The following is a 23703-nucleotide window of genomic DNA, read 5'->3' as shown; positions in this document are numbered from 1 at the left end:
GGAACAGTCTGATGGCTGGCAAAACGCTCTACGACAAACTCTGGGAAGCCCATGAGGTCAAGCGCCGTGATGACGGCTCGTCCTTGATCTACATCGACCGCCACATCATCCACGAAGTGACGTCGCCCCAGGCCTTCGAAGGCCTGCGCCTGGCGAACCGCAAGCCATGGCGCATCGATACCAACATCGCCACCCCTGATCACAACGTGCCGACCACGCCAGAGCGCAAGGGCGGTATCGACGCCATCGTCGACCAGGTGTCGCGCCTCCAGGTGCAGACCCTCGATGAGAACTGTGACGAGTACGGCATCGTCGAATTCAAGATGAATGACGAGCGCCAGGGCATCGTCCACGTCATCAGCCCGGAGCAAGGTGCCACCTTGCCGGGCATGACCGTGGTCTGCGGCGATTCGCACACGTCCACCCATGGCGCTTTCGGTGCCTTGGCCCACGGCATCGGCACCTCCGAGGTCGAGCATGTGCTCGCCACCCAGTGCCTGGTCGCCAAGAAGATGAAGAACATGCTGGTGCGCGTCGAAGGCGAATTGCCTGCCGGCGTCACTGCCAAGGACATCGTCCTCGCCGTCATCGGCAAGATCGGCACCGCGGGTGGCAACGGCCACGCCATGGAATTCGCCGGCAGCGCGATCCGTGGCTTGTCCATGGAAGGCCGCATGACCATCTGCAACATGTCGATCGAAGCCGGTGCCCGCGTGGGCCTGGTGGCGACCGATGCCACCACCGTCGCCTATGTCGAAGGCCGCCCCTATGCACCGAAGGGCGAGCAATGGAAGCAAGCCGTCGAGTCGTGGAAAGACCTCGTCTCCGATGAAGACGCCGTGTTCGACACCGTGGTCGAACTGGATGCCGCGCAAATCAAGCCACAGGTCAGCTGGGGCACATCGCCCGAGATGGTGTTGGCCGTTGATCAGCGCGTACCGGACCCAGCTGCCGAAGCTGACCTGGTCAAGCGGGGCTCGATCGAGCGTGCCTTGAAGTACATGGGCCTGACCGCCAACCAGGCGATCACCGATATTCAGCTGGACCGCGTGTTCATCGGCTCGTGCACCAACTCGCGAATCGAAGACTTGCGCGCCGCGGCCGAAATCGCCAAGGGCCGCAAAGTGGCCGCTACCGTCAAGCAGGCCATTGTCGTCCCGGGCTCGGGCCTGGTGAAGGCGCAAGCCGAGCGTGAAGGCCTGGACAAGATCTTCCTCGAAGCCGGCTTCGAGTGGCGCGAGCCGGGTTGCTCGATGTGCCTGGCGATGAACCCGGACCGCCTGGAAAGCGGCGAGCACTGTGCTTCGACGTCCAACCGCAACTTTGAAGGCCGCCAGGGTGCCGGTGGTCGTACCCACCTGGTCAGCCCGGCCATGGCCGCCGCCGCTGCGGTGACTGGCCACTTCATCGATGTCCGCGAGTTGATCCAAGGGAGCGCAGCATGAAAGCCTTTACCCAGCACACTGGCCTCGTCGCGCCGTTGGACCGTGCCAACGTCGACACCGACCAGATCATCCCCAAGCAGTTTCTCAAGTCGATCAAGCGCACCGGCTTCGGCCCCAACCTGTTCGACGAGTGGCGCTACCTGGACGTGGGCCAGCCCTACCAGGACAACAGCAAGCGCCCGTTGAACGAAGAGTTCGTGCTTAACCACGCGCGCTACCAGGGTGCCAGCGTGTTGCTGGCGCGGGAAAACTTCGGTTGCGGTTCGAGCCGCGAACACGCGCCATGGGCGTTGGACGAGTACGGCTTCCGCAGCGTCATCGCACCGAGCTTTGCCGACATCTTCTTCAACAACAGCTTCAAGAACGGCTTGCTGCCGATCATCCTCAGCGATGAGGAAGTCGACGAGCTGTTCAAGCAGGTCGAAGCCAACCCTGGCTATCAGCTGACCATCGACCTGCAAGCCCAGGCCGTGACCCGTCCTGATGGCAAGGTGCTGCACTTCGAGATCGACGCGTTCCGCAAGCACTGCTTGCTCAACGGCCTCGATGACATCGGCCTGACCTTGCAGGACGGCGATTCGATCAAGGCCTTCGAAGTCAAGCACCGCGCCAGCCAGCCTTGGCTGTTTCGGGATGCCTGATAGGCGTAGGTGACAGGGTTGGCCCCTTCGCGGGGCAAGCCCGCTCCCACAGGAACTCCTCTGCCCTAAAGTCTTGTGCAGTACCTGTGGGAGCGGGTTTACCCGCGAAAGGGCCGGTAAAGGCAACAAGAAACCAAAAGGATTTATACATGACCAGCACCACCCACACCGACGTGGTCCAACGCCAGTTCGGCGAGCAGGCCAACGCCTACCTCAGCAGCGCCGTACACGCCCAGGGCACCGAATTCGCCCTGCTGCAAGCCGCGCTGGCCGGCCAGGCCGAGGCCCGCGTGCTGGACCTGGGCTGCGGTGCCGGGCATGTCAGTTTCCACGTTGCGCCCCTGGTCGCCGAAGTGGTCGCTTACGACCTGTCGCAGTCCATGCTCGACGTGGTTGCCAGCGCCGCCGCCGACCGTGGCCTGGGCAATATCACCACGCAGCGCGGCGCCGCCGAACGCCTGCCGTTCGCCGACGCCTCGTTCGACTTCGTTTTCAGCCGCTACTCGGCACACCACTGGAGCGACCTGGGCCTGGCCCTGCGCGAAGTGCGCCGCGTGCTGAAACCGGGCGGTGTGGCGGCCTTCATCGATGTCATGTCGCCGGGCAGCCCGTTGCTCGACACCTACCTGCAAACCGTCGAGGTGCTGCGCGACACCAGCCACGTGCGCGACTATTCCGTCGCCGAATGGCAGCGCCAAGTCAGCGAAGCCGGCCTGTATGTGCGCAGCCACACCCGGCAGCCGCTGCGCCTGGAGTTTGGCACCTGGGTCGAGCGTATGCGTACCCCCGAACCCATGCGTGTGGCCATACGCCAATTGCAGCAAGCCATGGGCGAGGAAGTGCGGCAGTATTACCAGATCGAAGCCGACGGCTCGTTCAGCACCGATGTGCTGGTACTGTGGGCTGAGCGCTGAGTTTTTTTCGGTGTGGCCGAGCTGGCCGCACCGCTTGAATGGATAGAGGAAAGCATGAGCAAGCAGATTCTGATTCTCCCAGGTGATGGCATTGGTCCGGAAATCATGGCCGAGGCGGTCAAGGTGCTGGAGCTGGCCAACGACAAGTTCCAGCTCGGCTTCAGCCTGGCCCACGACGTGATTGGTGGCGCGGCCATCGACAAGCACGGCGTACCGCTGGCTGACGAGACCCTGGAACGTGCGCGCCAGGCCGATGCCGTGTTGCTGGGCGCTGTGGGTGGCCCGAAATGGGACAAGATCGAGCGTGACATCCGCCCTGAGCGCGGCCTGCTGAAAATCCGTTCGCAATTGGGCCTGTTCGCCAACCTGCGCCCGGCCATCCTCTATCCGCAACTGGCCGATGCCTCGTCGCTCAAGCCGGAAATCGTCTCGGGCCTGGATATCCTCATCGTTCGCGAACTGACCGGTGGCATCTATTTCGGCGCGCCACGTGGCCAGCGTGAACTCGAAGGCGGCGAGCGCCAGGCGTATGACACGCTGCCCTACAGCGAAAGCGAAGTGCGCCGTATTGCCCGCGTCGGCTTCGACATGGCCCGTGTGCGCGGCAAGAAGCTGTGTTCGGTGGACAAGGCCAACGTTCTGGCGTCCAGCCAGTTGTGGCGCGAAGTGGTCGAAGACGTGGCCAAGGATTACCCGGATGTCGAGCTGAGCCACATGTACGTGGACAACGCGGCCATGCAGCTGGTGCGCGCGCCCAAGCAGTTCGACGTGGTAGTGACCGACAACATGTTCGGTGACATCCTGTCGGATGAAGCTTCCATGCTGACCGGTTCCATCGGCATGCTGCCGTCGGCGTCGCTGGATGCCAACAACAAGGGCATGTACGAGCCGTGCCACGGCTCGGCGCCGGACATCGCCGGGCAGGGCATCGCCAACCCGCTGGCGACCATTTTGTCGGTGTCGATGATGCTGCGTTACAGCTTCAACCAGCACGCTGCCGCCGAGGCCATCGAGCAGGCGGTCAGCCTGGTGCTGGACCAAGGGCTGCGCACCGGTGACATCTGGTCGGCCGGCTGCGACAAAGTAGGCACGCAGGAAATGGGCGACGCAGTAGTCGCAGCGCTGCGGAATCTGTAATCTCTCTGGCCCGCCACCGTTTTTGGTCGGTGGCGGCCCACTTTTAGCAAAGGTGTAGTTGCGATGAAACGTGTAGGTCTGATCGGTTGGCGCGGTATGGTCGGTTCCGTGCTCATGCAGCGGATGCTGGAGGAGCAGGATTTCGACCTTATCGAGCCGGTGTTCTTCACCACCTCCAATGTCGGTGGCCAGGGCCCGAACGTGGGCAAGGATATTGCTCCGCTCAAGGACGCTTATTCGATTGAAGAACTCAAGACCCTCGACGTGATCCTGACCTGTCAGGGCGGCGACTACACCAACGAGGTCTTCCCCAAGCTGCGTGAAGCGGGCTGGCAGGGTTACTGGATCGATGCCGCCTCGTCGCTGCGTATGCAGGACGATGCAGTGATCGTGCTCGACCCGGTCAACCGCAAGGTGATCGACCAGCAGCTCGACGCCGGTACCAAGAACTACATCGGCGGCAACTGCACCGTCAGCCTGATGCTGATGGGCCTGGGCGGCCTGTTCGAAGCTGGCCTGGTCGAGTGGATGAGCGCCATGACCTATCAGGCGGCCTCCGGTGCCGGCGCGCAGAACATGCGTGAGCTGATCAAGCAGATGGGCGCTACCCACGCGGCTGTGGCCGATGACCTGGCCAACCCGGCCAGCGCCATTCTCGACATCGACCGCAAGGTCGCCGAGGCCATGCGCAGCGAAGCCTACCCGACCGAGAACTTCGGCGTGCCGCTGGCTGGCAGCCTGATCCCGTGGATCGACAAGGAACTGCCGAACGGCCAGAGCCGTGAAGAGTGGAAGGCCCAGGCCGAAACCAACAAGATCCTCGGCCGCTTCAAGAGCCCGATCCCGGTCGATGGCATCTGCGTGCGCATCGGCGCCATGCGCTGCCACAGCCAGGCGCTGACCATCAAGCTGAACAAGGACGTGCCGCTGGCCGATATCGAAGGCATGATCAGCCAGCACAACCCGTGGGTGAAGCTGGTGCCGAACCAGCGCGAGATCAGCATGCAGGAGCTGAGCCCGACCAATGTCACCGGTACCCTGAACATTCCGGTAGGTCGCCTGCGCAAGCTGAACATGGGTTCTCAGTACCTGGGCGCGTTCACCGTCGGCGACCAGCTGTTGTGGGGCGCTGCCGAGCCGCTGCGCCGCATGCTGCGGATTCTGCTGGAACGTTGAACCGGGTTTGAGCGTTCGAAGCCCTGCAAGGCGTTGGCCTTGCAGGGCTTTTTTTTGCACAGCGTTGGCGATGGGCAGCTCATGCGCGATCGAGCGGTTTGTCAGCTGCAATCACGGCAGGTCAAGTCCGTAGCTAAAGAACTGAGAGTCACCCCCCAAGGGTTTAAGCGAAACCGTACCATCCTGCCCTACATCCAGGAATTGACCAGTCTTCTTGTTCTGAAGTCGAATCGTGTAGAGCTGCGCGCTTAGCATTAACCAGGTGAGTCTGTCCGCACGCGGTTGCGCGCACCCCTGAAGCTTCAACTCGTCGTTCAGGCATTGGCCAGCGCCGTTCATGAGTGTGATCTCGTTACTTCCACCTGGCATGTTGGTCGTGCTGATCCAGTACCAGCGTTTCAGGTGATTGGGCTCGCAGGTCGACATTGCTACTGTTTCGCCCGAAGTTATCAGGCAGCGATTTTTATGCACCACTGTGTGCTTCACTAGCACTTGTTTCTGGAAACGTTGGCCTGGGCTGTAGGTCAGCGGGGCAAGCACTGGGGTGTCGTTACCTTGCGTGGTGGTGATGAACTTTCCGGTAGTCAGTTCCTGTAGATAGATGTCAGAAGGGGTCTGGGTCAGGTCTTGGCGTGTCCACCAAACGGTATCTTTGCGCGGGAAATGGCATTCGCCAGTTGCTAGACGGGCGTTGATGCAACGGCCCGAGAGGTCGACTGGCTCGTATGCGTCGAACTGATGGGGGAACATATTCTTGGGGGGGAGGCGCCAAATTGCGTCCGCATTGCAGGTCGCAAGTTTCAAACCATGATCGGTGGCTGTTAGGCAGGCGTTCCGTTCTTTTGAATACAGATATTGCGGCTCCCAGACCTGATTTATCTGCTCGCCGTGCTCAGCCCCCATGCTGATGACCAGGGGAAGGCGGTTATCTTCCAGTTGTCGCTCATAAACGACGGCGTTATCCACCTTGAGCACCGCTTTAACAGGTTTGCGCTGGGAGTTGACATTGAAAACGGCCGTTTTCAATGTGTCTTTCGCGATGGGGCCGGCGTAGAGTGGGTGTGTTTCGACGGCGCCGCTGGCGTAATGAATATCGACCCGATAACTGTGCGGGTTGTGATCGTCGCCTGGCATGAAATGTTGCAATTCGTTATCGCTGCTATTGGGGAGCAAGGCCAGGTCGCGGGGGCCAGTGGGGGTAATGAATTTGCCTGTGTTGCTCTCTTGCAGCTTCAGCAGGCGAGAATGATTCGTGAGGTCTATGCGGCCGCGCCAGCGAACTTGTCGTTCGGCGTTGACGCAACTGCGAAAGTGAAAATTGAATTCCAGGCATTTTCCCTCCCTGTTACGCACGATGACAATCGGCACGTAGGGCGCTTCCGCTGCGTTATTAGGGGGTACGGTTTCTATGGTTAATTGAGCCGATTCGTCATCGCAAGCTTTCAATACCAGCAGGTCGTTATCCGAGGCGAGGCATTGCGAGGTTGTCGTCATCAATACGGAATAGCTCGCGCTGCGCTGTGGGCGGGTCGCAGCACTGGCGGATAACTGTGCAGGCCTGAAGACATTCCCATAGTTGCTCAAAATGGCCGGATAGATTTGGTTGATGCCGTCCCGATTGTGGGACGGGTCTGAAAAGGTCGCCACCAAGGTATGTACCGGCACTGCAGTTTCAATAGGGACTTGATTTGATTCGGGCGAAAGCAACGACAGCGGGGGGGCAGGTTGCTGAATGCCTGAGTCAGGGAGGCCGTGAGAGGGGGGAGTCACTGCAAGGCCTTTGCGTTCCTTGGCGGCAACGGCAGTGACACCAATGGCCGGGGGGCGGTGGTCGTCACCCAATTCAGCGTACTTTGCGCCGTCCGGTAGCCGTCCGAAGCGCTGCTGTACACGCAACGTCTGCTGGGGGGTATAGGGTGCGATATAGCGTTTCCAGCTAGCACCCTCTGTCGATTTCAGGCCCAGTTTTTCGAACTCGTCAATCAAGGGCGCCGAAGCGGGACCGGAAGCCCAAGGAGGGGCGGAGAGTGATCCAACAACGTGACCGAAGTAATGCAATCCCAGGTAGTCCACCGGCAGCCGATAACGGTGTGGGTCAGGGTGTGTGTGTGGCAGAAAGACATTGTCATACGCCCTATACGACCAGTCTTCGTAGCGTGGGGGTGTATCGTGAGGAAGGCCAAAGGCGTGGCCTGTTTCATGCCAGAAGCCATCGGGGAAGTAAGGGTAATTACAGCTGTTACCTCCACAACTGGCGGCTACGCCTGGCGGCAATGGAGGCATGTCTTCTGGCGTGTCGAGCAATTGCCCCGTAATGGCCACAGGGTATCCTGCTTTCTTGTCGCCCAGGTTCGAAGCCGCGCGCCAGTAATGGCCCATGCCCACTTTGGCCGGTAACGTTTTGTCGCCGAACACAGCCCACTCCATGCCATTCCTCTTGTCGTAAACATGCGGCTTTTGATCGGGCCCCATAGCAATGATGCGTGGCCAGTAGGCCTTGCCGGTGCCTAGGTGAAGGCGCTGAGTGGGCACTTCGGAAAGCATTTCCCGTGCTGCAATACGCGCGGCAGTGGGGTTGTACTCACCGTCGAACTGATCGAGGGTATCCCTGCACGTCGACTCATCCTTGAAGATGCAGCCCTTGATGTTCATCAGCGTCAGCCCCTCGCTTTCAGGGGTCATGAACACGAATTTGTCAGCGGGTAACGAGCCTTGATTGCTCGGGTTGCCAGCTTGCTGAAAACTGATGCGTGCATCGGCGGTGAACAGGTTCCAGGGTATCTGATAGGTGAACGTGTTTTCCCTGAACTTCGGGTAGCTGCCTTCAATGATCTTTCCAGAGAAGGTGTTCTCCTGGTCATATACCGCGGTGCCTGGAAGTGCTTCCGGGCGATCCATGCGTACGGTGGTGGTGCGGCCATCTAGCGTTATGGTCATTTCCACGTCAGTGACGGGCATGTTGGGCCTGAACAGCACCAGGGCCGCTTTGTGCGGCACCAGAAACGGGTCGAAGATTCTGCGGGTCGCCGCTACAACATGCGTTTGGGCAAAATCGACCTGCCCCCCCAGAGCGCCCTGCAGATCATTTCTCGGCGCATCCGCGAAGTTAGTCGGGCCGTAATCCTGAGGTACGCAGGCGCTAGTGACCAAACATGACAGCAGCGTTGTTATCAGGAGTGGGCGCATAACGTGTGCCTCGATGAATAGACGTCATGCAAGATTGGGTGCGATCGAGAAATTCTGATACTGGCAAAAATGTCAGGTAGCGCCTGTCATTCTGGCCGGCCTGATGTTCGACGGTCGGTCGCAGAGGGGCTGGCGTATTGAGGGTGTTCGTTGTTCCATAATCCGAGTAAAGTGCCGCCCCCCCGCCGTTTCAGCAAAAGGATCCCCTCCATGACCCAACCCCTGGACATCGCCGTCGTCGGCGCCACCGGTAGCGTCGGTGAAACCCTCGTACAGATCCTCGAAGAGCTGGCATTTCCGGTCGCGACCCTGCACCTGCTGGCCAGTATGGAGTCGGCGGGCAGCAGCGTGATGTTCGCAGGCAAGAAGATCAAGGTGCGTGAAGTCGACAGTTTCGATTTCGCCCAGGTCAAACTGGCCTTCTTCGCTGCCAGCCCTGGCGTCAGCCGCAGTTTCGCCAACAAGGCCCAGCAGGCGGGCTGCACGGTCATCGACCTGTCCGGCGGCCTTGACGACGCCCTTGCCGTGGTGCCGGAAGCCAATGCCGACAGCATCGCCAACCTGAAGCTGCCTGCGCGCCTGGCCAGCCCAGGCTCTGCAGCCGTTGCCCTGGCTGTCGCGCTGGCACCGCTGAAAGGCCTGCTGGACATCGAGCGGGTGCAGGTCATGGCCAACCTGGCGGTCTCTGCCCAAGGCCGCGAAGCGGTCAACGAATTGGCCCGTCAAACCGCCGAGCTGCTCAATGCCCGCCCGTTGGAGCCGCGCTTCTTCGACCGCCAGGTGGCGTTCAACCTGCTGGCTCAGGTGGGTGCGGTTGACGAACAAGGCCATGCTGGCCTTGAGCGGCGCCTGGTCAGCGAGCTGCGCGAGCTGCTGGGGCAGCCCGAACTGAAGATATCCGTGACCTGCATTCAAGTCCCGGTGTTTTTCGGCGATAGCTTCAGTGTGGCGGTGCAAAGCCGTAAACCGGTAGACCTGGCGGCAGTCAATGCTGTGTTGGAGAGCGCCGGCAGCGTCGAACTGGTCGCGCGCGACGATTATCCGACGCCGGTAGGTGACGCAGTGGGCCAAGACGTGGTCTATGTTGGACGTGTACGCCATGGTGTCGATGACGACCAGCAGCTCAACCTCTGGCTGACCACCGACAACCTGCGCAAAGGCGCCGCACTCAACGCTGTGCAAGTGGCGCAATTGTTGATTAAACACAGGCTGTAAAAGATACTGCGAGCACTTTTGTCCTGCTCTGCATGCAGGTTTCGGGACGATTCATACAAGGGAAGAGGTCATGCTTCGAATTCGCAAACTGGTCCTGGCCATGGCTGCTGCCTCGGCGCTGTCGTCGGGCATGGCCAATGCGTTGGGCTTGGGGGAGCTGACCCTCAAGTCGGCACAGAATCAGCCGCTGGACGCCGAGATCGAATTGCTCGACGTGCGCGACCTCACTGCCGCCGAAGTGGCGCCCAGCCTGGCGCCACCGGAAGAGTTCAGCAAGGCGGGGGTAACCTTTGCGACTTACCTCGAAGACCTGACATTCACGCCGGTGATCAACCCCAACGGCAAGAGCGTGCTGCGCGTCACCTCCAGCCAGCCGCTGCCGGGGTCTGTGGTCAAGTTTCTGGTGCAGGTGATGTGGCCGCAGGGGCGACTGCTGCGTGACTACAGCGTCCTGCTCGACCAGGCCAAGGCCCAGGGCAAACAGCCTGCGCCAGGCAATGTCGCACCCGCAGTGACGGGCGCCAGCAACTACACCACCCAGCGCCGCGACACCTTGTGGCAGATTGCTGCGCGCAACAGCCAGGGCGGCTCGATTCAGCAGACCATGATCGCGATCCAGGCGCTGAACCCGGACGCCTTCATTGGCAACAATATCAACCAGTTGAAGGTGGGCCAGGTACTGCGCCTGCCCGACCAGCAACAAGTCCAGGCCATTGCTCAGGGTGAGGCGGTTCGCGACGTGGCCGAGCAGTATGCGGCCTGGCGTGAAGGCCGGCGCCTGGGGCCGCGTGCCCGTCAGCTCGACGCCACCCGCCGCGGTGCCGCCGAGGCCGCGCCAGAGCGCATTGCCCAGGGTGACAACCTGCGCCTGGTCAGCCCCGGCAACCAGGCAGGCGCTGCGCCGGCCAAAGGGCTGAACGACAAACTGGCCGTGGCCCAGGAAAGCCTCGATACCAGCCGTCGTGACAACGATGAGCTCAAGAGCCGCATGGCGGACCTGCAGAGCCAACTGGACAAGCTGCAGCGTCTGATCGCGCTGAAAAACGACCAGTTGGCCCGGCTTGAAGCCCAGGGCGCAGCAGGTGAGGCGCCAGTCGCCGCTGCTCTGCCAGGCGAGCCTGCGCCGGCCAATCCGGCAGCTAATGCCGAGCCGGACGTAAAACCTGCACCGGCGGCCGTCGATACCGCGCCGGCCAGTGTGCCTGACGCCCAGCCGCGCGCTGACGGCGTGCTCGGCAACCCGTTGCTGCTGTGGCTGATTGCAGGGTCTGCGTTCCTCGTGCTGTTGTTGCTGCTGGTGCTGTTGATGCGCAAGCGCAAGGCCCAGGAAGAAGCCGAGAAACACCTGCGCATGGCGCGGGCCTTGGCTGAGGAAGAGCAGGGTGCGGGCCTGGATATCGATGCCGACAGCTTTGAAGGCCTGGAGGTTTCGGCGCCGAGCGTAACGCTGTCGCCAGCGGTGGTCGCGGCGTCTGCCGCTGCCGCCACTGCTGCAGAAAAGCCCGCGGTCGCGCTCGCCGAGCCAGCGCCGCAGCCAGACACGACGGCCGCCCTGTTGGCGGAAGTCGAGCAAAGCCTGCAAAGCGGCCGCCTGAATCATGCCGCAGAGCTGCTTGAAACGGCCCTTGCCGCTGAGCCTGAGCGTGACGTACTGCGCCTGAAACTGATGGAAGTGTATGCCCGTCAGGGTGATCACAGTGCGTTCGTCGAGCAGGAGCGTGTGCTGCCAGCGACTGAGCAGAATGTTGCTCAGGTCGACGAACTCAAAGGCCGTTTCCCAGCCATGCTGGGGCTTGCCGCCGCCGGTTTGGGTGCGGCAGCGTTGGCTGCCGAGATGGATGAGCAGTACGTGCAGGGCCTGCTGCAAGATCAGCCTGAGGCGCCGGTGGTTGAAGACATCGTGCCCGAGGCCGAGCCAGAGGTGCTGGCGGAGCCCGATTTTGTCGCAGAGCAAGCGCTGGACGACATCGTCGAGCCTGAGGCCGAGGCCATCAGCGAGGTTCCGTCGCTTGATGAGTCGGACCTGGACAGCGACTTCGACCTGAGCCTGGGTGAAGACCTGCCCGAGGAAGACCCGTTGGCAGCGCCGGTGCTGGACGAGCCGGTGCTGGACGAAGTTGTGCTGGACGAAGTGCAGGTAGAGGAACAGCCCGCTGCCGTGGAGGCTGAGCTGCAAGCTGGCGCTGAAACAGACATTGCCGCCGATGCCGATGCTGATTTCGAAGCGATGCTGGCGCAAGCCGAGCCGCAGCCCGTTGCCGATCTTGATGACTTCGACCTCGACGTCAGCGAGCCCGTGGCCCCGGCTGTCGCCGAAGAGGCGCCGGTAGACGTTGCCGCCGAGCTGGCAGCCTTCGACAGCGTGCCAGAGTTTGACCCGATCACCGAACTGGGCCTGCCGTCGGACTTCGATCTTTCGCTGTCGCTGGAGGATGACTCGCCCGCTGCCAAGAGCTTTGCTTCGGAGCTGGATGACGTCAACGCCGAGCTGGACAAGCTGTCCCAGAACCTCGAGTCGCCTTCGCTGGAGCCGCACTTCACCGCTGAAGACGCCGTTGAGCAGCCCGAGCCCGAGCCGCTGGACGACTTGGACTTCGACTTCTTCTCTGGCAGTGATGAAGTCGCCACCAAACTCGACCTGGCGCGCGCCTACATCGACATGGGCGACCACCAGGGCGCCCGTGACATCCTCGATGAAGTCGTCAAGGATGGCGACGGGACGCAGCGTCAGGAAGCCGAGGACCTGTTGTCTCGGTTGGTCTGAGCCCGGTTCTGAGGCTTCGCGGCTAAACAGATGTAACCACCCCCAACGGCAGCCCAACAGGGCTGCCGTTGTCGTTATAATCCCGCCATTGCGTAATCACCACAGGTTTCATGCTTTTGGACATCATCGACACCGCCGCCGAATCCGCGGCTGAAGGCTACTCCCGCATCGCCCTGGGCGTGGAATACAAGGGCTCGCGCTACCGCGGCTGGCAGCGCCAGGCCAGCGGCGTGCCCAGCGTCCAGCAAGCCCTCGAGCAGGCGTTGTCGAAAGTGGCGAACGAGCCGATTTCCGTGATCTGTGCCGGGCGAACTGATGCCGGGGTTCACGGTTGCGGGCAAATCGTGCACTTCGACACGCGCGCCATTCGCGATGAGCGCGCCTGGACCCTGGGCACCAATTTCAACCTGCCCCACGACATCAGCGTGGTCTGGTCGCGCCCGATGCCGGCGGACTTCCATGCCCGCTTCAAGGCCACCGCCCGGCGTTACCGCTACGTCATCTACAACGACCCGATCCGCCCCGCGCACCTGGCCGAGGAGGTGACCTGGAACCACCGCCCGCTGGATGTCGAACGCATGGCCGAAGCCGCCGAGTTCCTGCTCGGTACCCACGACTTCAGCGCCTTCCGCGCCAGCCAGTGCCAGGCCAAGTCGCCGATCAAGCACATCCATCACCTGCGCGTCACTCGCCATGGCCAGATGATCGTGTTGGACGTGCGCGCCACGGCGTTCCTGCACCACATGGTGCGCAACATCGCCGGTGTGTTGATGACCATCGGCGCGGGTGAGCGGCCCGCCACCTGGGCGCGGGAAGTACTGGAAGGGCGCAACCGCCGCGAGGGTGGGGTGACGGCACACCCGTACGGTTTGTACCTGGTGCAAGTGGAATACCCCGAAGCCTTCCAATTGCCCCAGCGTTACATCGGCCCACACTTTTTGACCGGCTACGAGGCATTGGCAGACTGACGGGCCAAAAGCCTTTTGCTAACATCCGGCCTTCACCGATACAGCAGGGTTCGCAGTCCATGAGCAACGTTCGCAGCAAGATCTGCGGGATTACCCGCATCGAAGACGCGCTGGCTGCCGCCGAGGCGGGGGCCGATGCCATCGGCTTCGTCTTCTACGCCAAGAGCCCGCGTGCCGTGGACGTGCGCCAGGCGCGCGCGATCATTGCCGAGCTGCCGCCGTTCGTGACCACCGTCGGGTTGTTCGTCAACGCCTCGCGTTGCGAGCTGAACGAGATCCTCGAAGTGGTTCCCCTGGACCTGCTACAGTTCCACGGCGACGAAACCCCGCAAGACTGTGAAGGCTTCCATCGCCCCTGGATCAAGGCCTTGCGCGTGCGCCCGGGTGATGACCTGGAAGCGGCCTGCCGGCTTTATGCTGGCGCCCGCGGTATCTTGCTGGACACCTATGTGCCCGGCGTGCCTGGGGGCACGGGGGAAGCGTTTGACTGGTCGCTGGTGCCGGCGCGCCTGAGCAAGCCGATCATCCTGGCCGGTGGCCTGGACGCGCAGAATGTCGGCCGGGCCATTGCCCAGGTCAGGCCTTATGCGGTGGATGTCAGCGGCGGGGTGGAGCAGGCCAAGGGCATCAAGGATGCGGCAAAGATCGAAGCCTTCATGCGTGCGGTGCAACAGGCGTGACGGTGGATGTGACGGTTGGCGGCGCACCATCGTCCATAGCTATCGCAGCCCCTGCGGGGCGCCCGCCGATGCGGTGGGCGAACAACACATTAACGGTGGCGTGGCGCGCCGGAAGCCCCGGCGGCCGTGCCATCATCGTTTCATAAAAGATTTTGAGCTCAAGGGCAGGGCAGGCCGGTTACGCCGGCCCCCGCCCGCCGATACTGGAGAAAGAAAGCATGAGCAACTGGTTAGTCGACAAACTGATCCCTTCGATCATGCGTTCCGAGGTGAAGAAGAGCTCGGTGCCTGAAGGCCTGTGGCACAAGTGCCCGGCTTGCGAGGCCGTGCTGTATCGTCCGGAGCTGGAAAAGACCCTCGATGTCTGCCCTAAGTGCAACCACCACATGCGCATCGGCGCACGTGCGCGTATCGACATCTTCCTCGACGCCGAAGGCCGTGCTGAGCTGGGCGCCGAGCTGGAGCCGGTCGACCGCCTGAAATTCCGCGATGGCAAGAAGTACAAGGACCGCCTCACCGGTGCGCAGAAGCAGACCGGCGAAAAAGACGCGCTGATCTCCATGAGCGGTACCCTGATGGGCATGCCGATCGTGGTCAGCGCGTTCGAATTCTCCTTCATGGGCGGCTCCATGGGTGCCATCGTCGGTGAGCGTTTCGTTCGCGCCGCCAACTACGCCCTGGAAAACCGCTGCCCGATGGTCTGTTTCTCGGCCTCCGGTGGCGCGCGCATGCAGGAAGCACTGATCTCGCTGATGCAGATGGCCAAGACTTCGGCTGTGCTGGCGCGCCTGCGTGAAGAAGGCATTCCGTTCATCTCCGTGCTGACCGACCCGGTCTACGGCGGCGTTTCCGCCAGCCTGGCGATGCTGGGCGACGTCATCGTCGGCGAGCCCAAGGCACTGATCGGCTTTGCCGGCCCGCGCGTGATCGAGCAGACCGTACGCGAGAAGCTGCCAGAAGGCTTCCAGCGCAGCGAGTTCCTGCTGGAGCACGGCGCCATCGACCTGATCATCTCCCGTGGCGAACTGCGCCCGCGCCTGGCCCGTCTGCTGGCCCAGATGACCGGCCAGGAAACCCCGGAGCAGGCACGTGAGGCGGCTGCGGTCGCGTGATGACACAGCGAACCCTGGGCGAATGGCTCGCCTACCTCGAGCAGTTGCACCCTTCGGCCATCGACATGGGGCTGGAGCGTTCGCAGAACGTGCTTGCCCGCCTGGCGCTGGGCAAGCTGGCGCCGCGCGTGGTGACCGTCACTGGCACCAATGGCAAGGGGTCCACCTGCGCCTTCGTTGCCGCGATGCTGCGTGCCCAGGGGCTCAAGGTGGGCGTGTACAGCTCGCCACACCTGTTGCGTTACAACGAACGGGTGCTCATCGATGGCCAAGAGGCCAGTGATGAGCGCCTGTGCGAAGCCTTCGCCGCCGTCGAGGCGGCGCGAGGCGACATTTCCCTGACCTATTTCGAGATGGGCACCCTGGCGGCGTTCTGGTTGTTCTACCAGTCCAAGCTGGATGCCGTGGTGCTCGAAGTGGGGCTCGGTGGCCGTCTGGATACCGTGAACGTGGTGGATGCCGACCTGGCGCTGGTGACCAGCATTGGTGTCGACCATGTCGATTACCTGGGTGATACCCGTGAGCTTGTCGCCTTCGAGAAGGCCGGCATCTTCCGTGCTGGCAAGCCGGCGCTGTGTGGCGACCTTGACCCGCCGCAGCCCTTGCTGGACAAGGCCCATGAGCTGGCGGCGCCGTTGTTCTTGCGTGGGCGTGACTTCGACCTGGAAAGCACAGGCGACAGCTGGCACTGGCGTGGGAAAACGGCCGAGGGTGGCCTGGTAGCGTTGCGCGATCTGCCATTGCTAGACCTGCCCATGGAAAACGCCACCCTGGCTCTGCAGGCCTACCTTTTGATGGGCCTGCCCTGGGATGCCAGTCAGTTGCGCCAGGCGCTGCTCAATACCCGTATCACCGGTCGCCTCGATCGCCGTGAAGTGTGCTGGCAGGGCAAACGTGTGGAACTGTTGCTGGATGTCGGGCATAACCCGCATGCTGCGGCGTACCTGGCGCGGCGCCTGGCGGCAAGGCCGGTCAAGGGGCGCCGCCTGGCGGTGTTCGGCCTGCTGGCCGACAAGGACCTGCCGGGCGTTGTCGAGCCTTTGCAGGCGCTGGTCGACGACTGGGCAGTCGCGCCGCTGGACACGCCGCGCAGCCGTCCGGCCGCAGAACTGGCTGACGCCTTGACGAACCTCGGCGCCGCGGTGAAGTCTTATGCCAGCGTCGACGCGGCCCTCGAAGGGCAATGCGCGCAGGCGACGGCGGATGATCAGGTCCTGCTGTTCGGTTCGTTTTTCTGTGTCGCCCAGGCCCTGGAGTGGTTGGCGCGGCAGGCCCCGGAGGGTTGAGTAGATGGCAGTGCTGGATAAAGGGATGAAACAGCGCATGGTGGGTGCGTTGGTGCTGGTGGCGCTGGCGGTGATCTTCCTGCCGATGCTGTTCACCCGCGAGGACGAGATGCGCCAGGTGCGTGTCGAGGCCCCGCAGGCGCCGGCCATGCCGAGCCTGCCAGAGGTGCAAGTGGAGCCGGTCGCCGTGCCGGAGCCGCAGGTGCTTGCAGAGGAGCCGCAGCAGCCACCGGTGGTGGTTGACGAGTCTACCGCGCCAGCCAGCACGCCTAGCCAGCCGATTACGCCATCCCCGCAGACGCAAACGCAGGCCCAGGCTGCCAAGCCGCCAGCGCCCAAGGTTGAAGCCAAGCCAGCCGCCACGCCTGCGCCTGCCGTTGCCGCCGCCAAGCCGGCAGCGCCGTCGAAGATCGACGTGAATGGGTTGCCGGTCAGTTGGTCTATCCAGCTGGCCAGCCTGTCCAATCGTGCCGGGGCAGAAAGCCTGCAGCAGACGTTGCGAAGCCAGGGCTACAACGCCTACATCCGCTCGGCGGGCGGTATGAACCGGGTGTACGTCGGGCCACTTATCGAGCGCGCCGAGGCCGAGCGCGTACGTGATGCAATCAACCGCAAGCACAGCCTCAAAGGCTTTGTGGTGCGCTTCCAGCCTGAAAAAGGTTGAGCCAGGGGCTGCTCTGCAGCCCATTCGCGGGACAAGTCGGATCGCCGCACCTGTGGGAGCTGGCTTGCCAGCGAAGAGGCCAGAACCAGCAACATAAGGCGGTTGCTGACCTACAGACCGTGCAGGCCATGCAGCGATCCAGTCTTAATTGGAGCGGCCTTTCGCCATCGCTAATCGGCCCGACATTCCGCTTACCCCCAGCTCGCCGCTCTGGTAAAATGCGCCGCCTCAAACGTCTGCAGGCAGCACCGTGGCATTTACCTGGGTTGATTGGGCGATCATCGCGATCATCGCCGTCTCCACACTGATCAGTCTCAAGCGCGGCTTCGTCAAGGAAGCCTTGTCCTTGCTCATCTGGATCATTGCCGGTGCGGTTGCCTGGATGTTCGGTGGCTCGCTCTCGGTGTATCTTGAAAGCTACATCCAGACGCCATCGATGCGCATCATCGCAGGCTGCGCCATTCTTTTCGTCGCCACCCTGCTGGTGGGGGCCATGGTCAACTTCCTTGTCGGCGAGCTGATCCGCGTGACCGGGCTGTCGGGTACCGATCGTTTCCTCGGCATGGCCTTCGGCGCCGCGCGCGGGGCCTTGCTGGTGGTAGTGGCCATCGGGCTGCTTAGCCTGGGGCCGGTTCAACAAGACACCTGGTGGCAGGAATCACGCCTGATACCACAATTTCTCTTGGTCGCTGACTGGTCGAAAAACCTGATTCTGGGTTTCACCAGCCAGTGGATGTCCAGTGGGGTGATCAGCACACCGGCTGATCTCCCGTTCAAGGAACAGTTGCTCGGGCCGGCAAAGCCCTGAGCGCTATTCACTCAAGTTTCGTCAAAGTAGGGGTTGCGTCGCATGTGTGGCATCGTCGGTATCGTCGGTAAGTCGAACGTCAATCAGGCGCTGTATGACGCGCTTACGGTCCTCCAGCACCGCGGCCAGGACGCTGCCGGTATCGTGACCAGCCATGACGGCCGGTTATTCCTGCGCAAGGATAATGGCCTGGTGCGCGATGTCTTCCAGCAGCGCCACATGCAGCGCCTGGTCGGCCACATGGGTATCGGCCACGTGCGCTACCCAACGGCGGGCAGCTCGACTTCGGCCGAGGCCCAGCCGTTCTACGTCAACTCGCCGTACGGCATCACCCTGGCGCACAACGGCAACCTGACCAACGTCGAGCAGTTGGCCAAGGAGATCTACGAGTCCGACCTGCGCCACGTCAACACCAATTCCGACTCGGAAGTGCTGCTGAACGTGTTCGCCCACGAGCTGGCCGTACGCGGCAAGCTGCAGCCGACCGAAGAAGACGTGTTCGCTGCGGTTTCCCACGTGCACAGCCGCTGCGTTGGTGGTTATGCGGTAGTGGCCATGGTCACCGGTTATGGCATCGTCGGTTTCCGTGACCCGAACGGTATTCGCCCGGTGGTGTTCGGCCAGCGTCACACCGACGAAGGTGTGGAGTACATGATCGCCTCCGAAAGCGTCGCCCTGGACGTGCTCGGTTTCACCCTGATCCGCGACCTGGCGCCGGGCGAAGCGGTGTACATCACCGAAGAAGGCCAGCTGTACACCAAGCAGTGTGCGCAAAACCCGAAACTGCAGCCGTGCATCTTCGAACACGTCTACCTGGCCCGTCCGGACTCGATCATGGATGGCGTCTCGGTGTACAAGGCGCGCCTGCGCATGGGCGAAAAGCTGGCCGAGAAAATCCAGCGTGAACGCCCTGAGCACAACATCGACGTGGTCATCCCAATCCCGGACACCAGCCGCACTGCGGCGCTGGAGCTGGCCAACCACCTCGGCGTCAAGTTCCGCGAAGGTTTCGTCAAGAACCGCTACATCGGCCGTACCTTCATCATGCCCGGCCAGGCCGCGCGCAAGAAATCGGTACGCCAGAAGCTCAACGCCATCGAGCTGGAATTCCGCGGCAAGAACGTGATGCTGGTGGACGACTCGATCGTGCGCGGCACCACCTGCAAGCAGATCATCCAGATGGCCCGCGAAGCCGGCGCCAAGAACGTCTACTTCTGCTCCGCAGCCCCTGCGGTGCGCTACCCCAACGTCTACGGCATCGACATGCCGAGCGCTCACGAACTGATCGCCCACAACCGCACCACCGAACAGGTGGCCGAGTTGATCGGCGCCGACTGGCTGATTTACCAGGACCTGCCGGACCTGATCGAATCGGTCGGTGGCGGCAAGATCAAGATCGAGCACTTCGATTGCGCAGTGTTCAATGGTGAATACGTCACCGGCGACATCGACGCAGCCTACCTTGATCGTATCGAGCAGGCCCGTAACGACCTGGCGAAGGTGAAGACCCAGGCGGTCAGCGCGATCATCGACCTCTACAACAACTGATTAGGGAGCGACGGCATGACGGATCAATGGGATGCCGGACGACTGGACAGTGACCTCGAGGGTGTCGGCTTCGACACCCTGGCGGTGCGCGCCGGGCAAAACCGTACACCGGAGGCCGAGCACAGCGAAGCGCTGTTCCTGACCTCCAGCTATGTTTTCCGTACGGCCGCCGATGCGGCTGCACGCTTTGCTGGCGAAACGCCGGGTAACGTCTACTCGCGCTACACCAACCCGACTGTGCGTGCCTTCGAGGAACGCCTGGCGGCCATGGAGGGCGCCGAGCAGGCAGTGGCGACGTCCACCGGTATGGCGGCGATCCTCGCCGTGGTCATGTCGCTGTGCAGCGCCGGTGATCATGTGCTGGTGTCGCAGAGCGTATTTGGCTCGACCATCAGCCTGTTCGAGAAATACTTCAAGCGCTTCGGCGTCGAGGTGGACTATGTGCCGCTGGTCGACCTGTCGGGTTGGGAAAAGGCCATCAAGGCCAATACCAAGCTGCTGATCGTCGAGTCGCCGTCCAACCCGCTGGCCGAGCTGGTCGATATCACTGCCCTCAGCGAGGTCGCCCACGCGCGTGGCGCCATGTTGGTGGTGGACAACTGCTTCAGCACCCCGGCACTGCAGCAGCCGCTCAAGCTGGGTGCCGACATCGTGTTCCACTCGGCAACCAAGTTCATCGATGGCCAAGGCCGTTGCATGGGCGGTGTGGTGGCTGGGCGCAGTGAGCAGATGAAAGAAGTGGTGGGCTTCCTGCGTACCGCAGGCCCGACCCTCAGCCCGTTCAATGCGTGGATCTTCACCAAGGGCCTGGAAACGCTCAAGCTGCGCATGCGTGCGCACTGCGAGAGCGCTCAGCACCTGGCTGAGTGGCTGGAGCAGCAGGACGGCATCGAGAAGGTGCATTACGCCGGCCTGCCTAGCCACCCGCAGCACGAACTGGCCAAGCGCCAGATGAGCGGCTTTGGTGCGGTGGTCAGCTTCGAGGTCAAGGGCGGCAAAGAGGGCGCCTGGCGCTTCATCGATGCCACGCGGGTCATCTCGATCACCACCAACCTGGGTGACAGCAAGACCACCATCGCGCACCCTGCCACCACCTCCCACGGCCGCTTGTCGCCGCAGGAGCGTGAGGCAGCGGGTATCCGCGACAGCCTGGTCCGCGTTGCCGTGGGCCTTGAAGATGTGGCCGACCTGCAGGCAGACCTCGCGCGTGGGTTGGCGGCACTGTGATTGAAATCAGCGGCAGTAAGCCAGGCCATAACGGCCGGGTAGCCTTGGTGACCGGTGCCGCTCGCGGCATCGGCCTGGGGATTGCCGCCTGGTTGATCTGCGAAGGCTGGCAGGTGGTGCTCAGCGACCTTGACCGCCCACGCGGGGCCAAGGTGGCCAAGGCGTTGGGTGACAACGCCTGGTTCATCACCATGGACGTTGCCGACGAGGCGCAGGTCAGTGCCGGGGTGTCCGAGGTACTGGGGCAGTTCGGTCGGCTCGACGCGCTGGTGTGCAATGCGGCGATCGCCAACCCGCACAACCAGACGCTGGAAAGCCTTAGCCTGGCGCAATGGAACCGCGTACTGGCGGTCAACCTCAATGGCCCGATGCTGCTGGCCAAGCATTGCGCACCTTACCTGCGTGCGCATAACGGGGCGATCGTCAACCTGACCTCGACCCGGGCACGGCAGTCCGAACCGGACACCGAAGCCTATGCGGCAAGCAAGGGCGGCCTGGTTGCGTTGACCCATGCCCTGGCCATGAGCCTGGGCCCGGAGATCCGCGTCAATGCGGTGAGCCCGGGCTGGATCGATGCACGAGACCCTTCCCAGCGCCGTGCCGAACCGTTGACCGATGCCGACCATGCCCAGCACCCGACGGGCAGGGTAGGGACGGTGGAAGACGTGGCGGCCATGGTGGCCTGGCTGTTGTCGCGCCAAGCGGCTTTCGTCACCGGCCAGGAGTTCGTGGTCGATGGCGGCATGACCCGCAAGATGATCTACACCTGAGCTGTCAGATGTTAAGAAGGGGACCGAAAGGTCCCCTTCTTGTTTCCAGCGATTAATCATCGCGCGACCACTTGGGGTAGGGGCAGCCTTGTGCTGCGAAGAGGGCCGTGAGCTCATGCTGAATCATCGGTGCATTCACCGGCCTCTTCGCAGCACTAGGCTGCTCCTACAGTGAAGGCGGGATCGATCCATTGCCCTCGCACTGGCAAACCTCTTTTTTGCCCTTTTTGAAAAAAAATTCAATGGGGGTATTGACTTAGCATCGGTACCTGCGTAAATTTCGCGGCCTCAGCGAAGCAAACGCAACAAGCAACATCGCGGGGGTGATTAGCTCAGCCGGGAGAGCATCTGCCTTACAAGCAGAGGGTCGGCGGTTCGATCCCGTCATCACCCACCAATTCCTGAGCGTTCCTGGTGCAGGAAGCTTCGAAAGAAGCAGATAGCCAGAGAGGAACAAGGCCTGATAAGCCACGACGTAAGTCACTATGCGCAGCGGTAGTTCAGTCGGTTAGAATACCGGCCTGTCACGCCGGGGGTCGCGGGTTCGAGTCCCGTCCGCTGCGCCACTTTTTAGTAACAGATGGGTGCCTTGCACCGGTCTGAGACCGAAAGGCAAATATGCCTGAGGTCGATCCCAGTTTCAATCGGGCGCAAGCCTGAACGATACGCAGCGGTAGTTCAGTCGGTTAGAATACCGGCCTGTCACGCCGGGGGTCGCGGGTTCGAGTCCCGTCCGCTGCGCCATCTTCGCTTCGAAGCCCCTTGAACGCTTCGAAGCAACAAAAAGAGCGATCAACGTGTCGCTTTTTTTGTGCCTGACTTCACTGTGCCCTTGGCCAGTAAGCAGGCAACAGGTTTCAACTGGGCGCAAGCCCAAGCGATACGCAGCGGTAGTTCAGTCGGTTAGAATACCGGCCTGTCACGCCGGGGGTCGCGGGTTCGAGTCCCGTCCGCTGCGCCATCTTCGCCTCGAGGCCCCTTGAACGCCTCGAAGCAACGTGAAAAGCGACCTTAGGGTCGCTTTTTTCGTTTTAACGTCCCGCCAGTCCACATTTACACGAAGCTGACAGACTCTTCACGGATGAACGGTTTCAGTGCCCGTGCGCAGTGATGCACAATAGGCACCTTCTCGACTTACCCGGAATTCGCAATGACCAGATCATCCGTCTTTGGTGCGCTCGGGCTGGCCCTGGTGCTGGCGGGCGTGACCGGTTGTTCCTCGAAAAAAGCTGCCATCTACGAACACGAGAACTTCGATGACTCGGGCACCTTCTCGCGCAGCTTCCCGGTGACCGATGCCGGCTCCTGCGAGGCCGCTCGCCGCGCCTTGCTCAGCCAGGGTTACATCATTACCAGCAGCGGCGCCAACCAGGTGACCGGCAACAAGAGCTTTCAGCAGAATAGCGAAAACCACCTGCAGATCAGCTTCAACGTTACCTGCGCACCCGACGTGAGCGACGAGCAGCGCTCGACCATGTTCGCCAACGCCCTGCAGGACCGCTACAGCCTGAAGAAATCCAACACTTCCGCCAGCCTTGGCGTGGGCGTGCTGGGTTCGGTGTCCATGCCGATAGGCTCCAGTGATGACTCGATGGTCAAGGTCGCCAGTGAGACGGTGACGGCGGCGCAGTTCTACGACCGTTACTTCGCACTGGTAGAGAGCTATCTGCCGAAGCCGAAAAAGGCCAGCAAGGCTAAGGCCAAAGTCGAGCCTGAGGCGCCCGCACCCAAGGTTGAAAAGCCAGCCGTAGACCTGGGGCTGCCGGAGCAGGCGGCTGCAGCGCCTGTGGCCGCTCCCGTAACGCCTGCGGCTGAAGCCACACCAGCGGCTGAAAGCACGCCTGCAGCTGCCGCCGTTGCCCCCGCCAGCGAAGTGCCAGCGGCGCCAGTGGCAAATGACAGCCAGGGGTCGCAGCCTGTAGCGCCGCCCGCCGAACCTGCGCCTATCCAGGTGCAACAAGAGGCACAGCCTGCAGAGCCCGCACCCGCGGCGCTCTGACACATTCCCTGTTACAGACAGGCGGCGATAACGCCGTCGATACCTGCTACGTTTACTTCTCATGAGCTTGTCATCATTCCTTCACCCAACCTGCTTAGGTTGAAGGCGACATCTACGAAGACAAATGAGAAAAGAGGACGCAGGGCAATGGATGAATATCAGG

General features: G+C 62.3%; 18 protein-coding genes and 4 tRNA genes. 21 read left to right on the top strand and 1 reads right to left on the bottom strand.

Going from position 1 to position 23703, the window contains the following annotated elements:
* Nucleotides 1-11: 11 nt before the first annotated feature.
* The 5 genes from leuC (at nucleotide 12) to asd (ending at nucleotide 5313) form a co-directional block, all read left to right on the top strand.
* Nucleotides 12-1445 (top strand): 3-isopropylmalate dehydratase large subunit, encoded by a 1434-nt coding sequence (gene leuC, locus AC5PZ0_RS14370; protein ID WP_027596732.1) that lies wholly within the window; start codon nucleotides 12-14, stop codon nucleotides 1443-1445.
* The gene (leuD, locus tag AC5PZ0_RS14365; RefSeq protein WP_085273679.1) at nucleotides 1442-2086 is read left to right on the top strand and encodes a 3-isopropylmalate dehydratase small subunit; all 645 of its coding nucleotides are present in this window, start codon (nucleotides 1442-1444) and stop codon (nucleotides 2084-2086) included. The genes leuC and leuD overlap by 4 nt, the downstream gene beginning before the upstream one ends.
* A 149-nt stretch (nucleotides 2087-2235) precedes the next feature.
* Nucleotides 2236-3000: a class I SAM-dependent methyltransferase gene (locus tag AC5PZ0_RS14360; RefSeq protein ID WP_027596730.1), complete on the top strand. Its 765-nt coding sequence runs from the start codon at nucleotides 2236-2238 to the stop codon at nucleotides 2998-3000.
* Between the two features lie 54 nt (nucleotides 3001-3054).
* Complete coding sequence (gene leuB, locus AC5PZ0_RS14355; RefSeq protein ID WP_027596729.1) at nucleotides 3055-4137, top strand: 3-isopropylmalate dehydrogenase; 1083 nt, start codon at nucleotides 3055-3057, stop codon at nucleotides 4135-4137.
* A 63-nt stretch (nucleotides 4138-4200) separates the two neighbouring features.
* Complete coding sequence (gene asd, locus AC5PZ0_RS14350) at nucleotides 4201-5313, top strand: aspartate-semialdehyde dehydrogenase (RefSeq protein ID WP_027596728.1); 1113 nt, start codon at nucleotides 4201-4203, stop codon at nucleotides 5311-5313.
* A gap of 111 nt (nucleotides 5314-5424) precedes the next feature.
* On the opposite strand, the gene AC5PZ0_RS14345 is transcribed toward asd, so the two are convergent.
* Nucleotides 5425-8499, bottom strand: a complete 3075-nt coding sequence (locus AC5PZ0_RS14345; protein ID WP_493855235.1) for a TagA domain-containing protein — start codon at nucleotides 8497-8499, stop codon at nucleotides 5425-5427.
* Nucleotides 8500-8709: 210 nt separating this feature from the next.
* Here AC5PZ0_RS14345 and AC5PZ0_RS14340 point away from each other — a divergent pair, with 210 nt between their 5' ends.
* The 16 genes from AC5PZ0_RS14340 (at nucleotide 8710) to AC5PZ0_RS14265 (ending at nucleotide 23540) form a co-directional block, all read left to right on the top strand.
* Nucleotides 8710-9714 (top strand): aspartate-semialdehyde dehydrogenase, encoded by a 1005-nt coding sequence (locus AC5PZ0_RS14340; RefSeq protein WP_493855234.1) that lies wholly within the window; start codon nucleotides 8710-8712, stop codon nucleotides 9712-9714.
* A gap of 70 nt (nucleotides 9715-9784) precedes the next feature.
* Nucleotides 9785-12478 carry a motility hub landmark protein FimV gene (locus AC5PZ0_RS14335; protein WP_493855233.1) on the top strand — a complete coding sequence of 898 codons (2694 nt, stop codon included), beginning with the start codon at nucleotides 9785-9787 and terminating at the stop codon, nucleotides 12476-12478.
* A 110-nt stretch (nucleotides 12479-12588) separates the two neighbouring features.
* On the top strand, nucleotides 12589-13446 hold the full coding sequence (truA, locus tag AC5PZ0_RS14330) for a tRNA pseudouridine(38-40) synthase TruA (protein WP_027596725.1): 858 nt from the start codon (nucleotides 12589-12591) through the stop codon (nucleotides 13444-13446).
* Between the two features lie 59 nt (nucleotides 13447-13505).
* The gene (locus AC5PZ0_RS14325; RefSeq protein WP_099430089.1) at nucleotides 13506-14126 is read left to right on the top strand and encodes a phosphoribosylanthranilate isomerase; all 621 of its coding nucleotides are present in this window, start codon (nucleotides 13506-13508) and stop codon (nucleotides 14124-14126) included.
* A 218-nt stretch (nucleotides 14127-14344) separates the two neighbouring features.
* Nucleotides 14345-15238: an acetyl-CoA carboxylase, carboxyltransferase subunit beta gene (accD, locus tag AC5PZ0_RS14320; RefSeq protein WP_027596723.1), complete on the top strand. Its 894-nt coding sequence runs from the start codon at nucleotides 14345-14347 to the stop codon at nucleotides 15236-15238.
* Nucleotides 15238-16524 carry a bifunctional tetrahydrofolate synthase/dihydrofolate synthase gene (folC, locus tag AC5PZ0_RS14315; RefSeq protein WP_493855232.1) on the top strand — a complete coding sequence of 429 codons (1287 nt, stop codon included), beginning with the start codon at nucleotides 15238-15240 and terminating at the stop codon, nucleotides 16522-16524. The genes accD and folC overlap by 1 nt, the downstream gene beginning before the upstream one ends.
* A 4-nt stretch (nucleotides 16525-16528) precedes the next feature.
* Complete coding sequence (locus AC5PZ0_RS14310; RefSeq protein ID WP_493855231.1) at nucleotides 16529-17188, top strand: SPOR domain-containing protein; 660 nt, start codon at nucleotides 16529-16531, stop codon at nucleotides 17186-17188.
* Between the two features lie 250 nt (nucleotides 17189-17438).
* Complete coding sequence (locus AC5PZ0_RS14305) at nucleotides 17439-17996, top strand: CvpA family protein (RefSeq protein ID WP_012313468.1); 558 nt, start codon at nucleotides 17439-17441, stop codon at nucleotides 17994-17996.
* A gap of 42 nt (nucleotides 17997-18038) precedes the next feature.
* Entirely contained in the window at nucleotides 18039-19544 is a 1506-nt protein-coding gene (gene purF / locus AC5PZ0_RS14300; RefSeq protein WP_027596720.1) for an amidophosphoribosyltransferase, read from the top strand.
* 15 nt (nucleotides 19545-19559) lie between these two features.
* The gene (locus AC5PZ0_RS14295; protein ID WP_099430085.1) at nucleotides 19560-20771 is read left to right on the top strand and encodes an O-succinylhomoserine sulfhydrylase; all 1212 of its coding nucleotides are present in this window, start codon (nucleotides 19560-19562) and stop codon (nucleotides 20769-20771) included.
* Nucleotides 20768-21541, top strand: coding sequence for an SDR family oxidoreductase (locus AC5PZ0_RS14290; protein WP_027596718.1), 774 nt, complete (start codon nucleotides 20768-20770; stop codon nucleotides 21539-21541). The genes AC5PZ0_RS14295 and AC5PZ0_RS14290 overlap by 4 nt, the downstream gene beginning before the upstream one ends.
* Nucleotides 21542-21862: 321 nt before the next feature.
* Nucleotides 21863-21938: transfer RNA gene (locus tag AC5PZ0_RS14285), tRNA-Val, on the top strand.
* Between the two features lie 92 nt (nucleotides 21939-22030).
* Nucleotides 22031-22107, top strand: a tRNA-Asp gene (locus AC5PZ0_RS14280).
* 101 nt (nucleotides 22108-22208) lie between these two features.
* Nucleotides 22209-22285, top strand: a tRNA-Asp gene (locus tag AC5PZ0_RS14275).
* 140 nt (nucleotides 22286-22425) lie between these two features.
* A tRNA-Asp gene (locus tag AC5PZ0_RS14270) sits at nucleotides 22426-22502 on the top strand.
* A 189-nt stretch (nucleotides 22503-22691) separates the two neighbouring features.
* Complete coding sequence (locus AC5PZ0_RS14265) at nucleotides 22692-23540, top strand: DUF2242 domain-containing protein (RefSeq protein ID WP_493855230.1); 849 nt, start codon at nucleotides 22692-22694, stop codon at nucleotides 23538-23540.
* Nucleotides 23541-23703 lie beyond the last annotated feature (163 nt).

The organism is Pseudomonas sp. 5.2, from assembly GCF_059025405.1.
The sequence above is the reverse complement of the archived record's forward strand: the minus strand, read 5'-3'. Positions and strand labels throughout refer to the sequence as shown.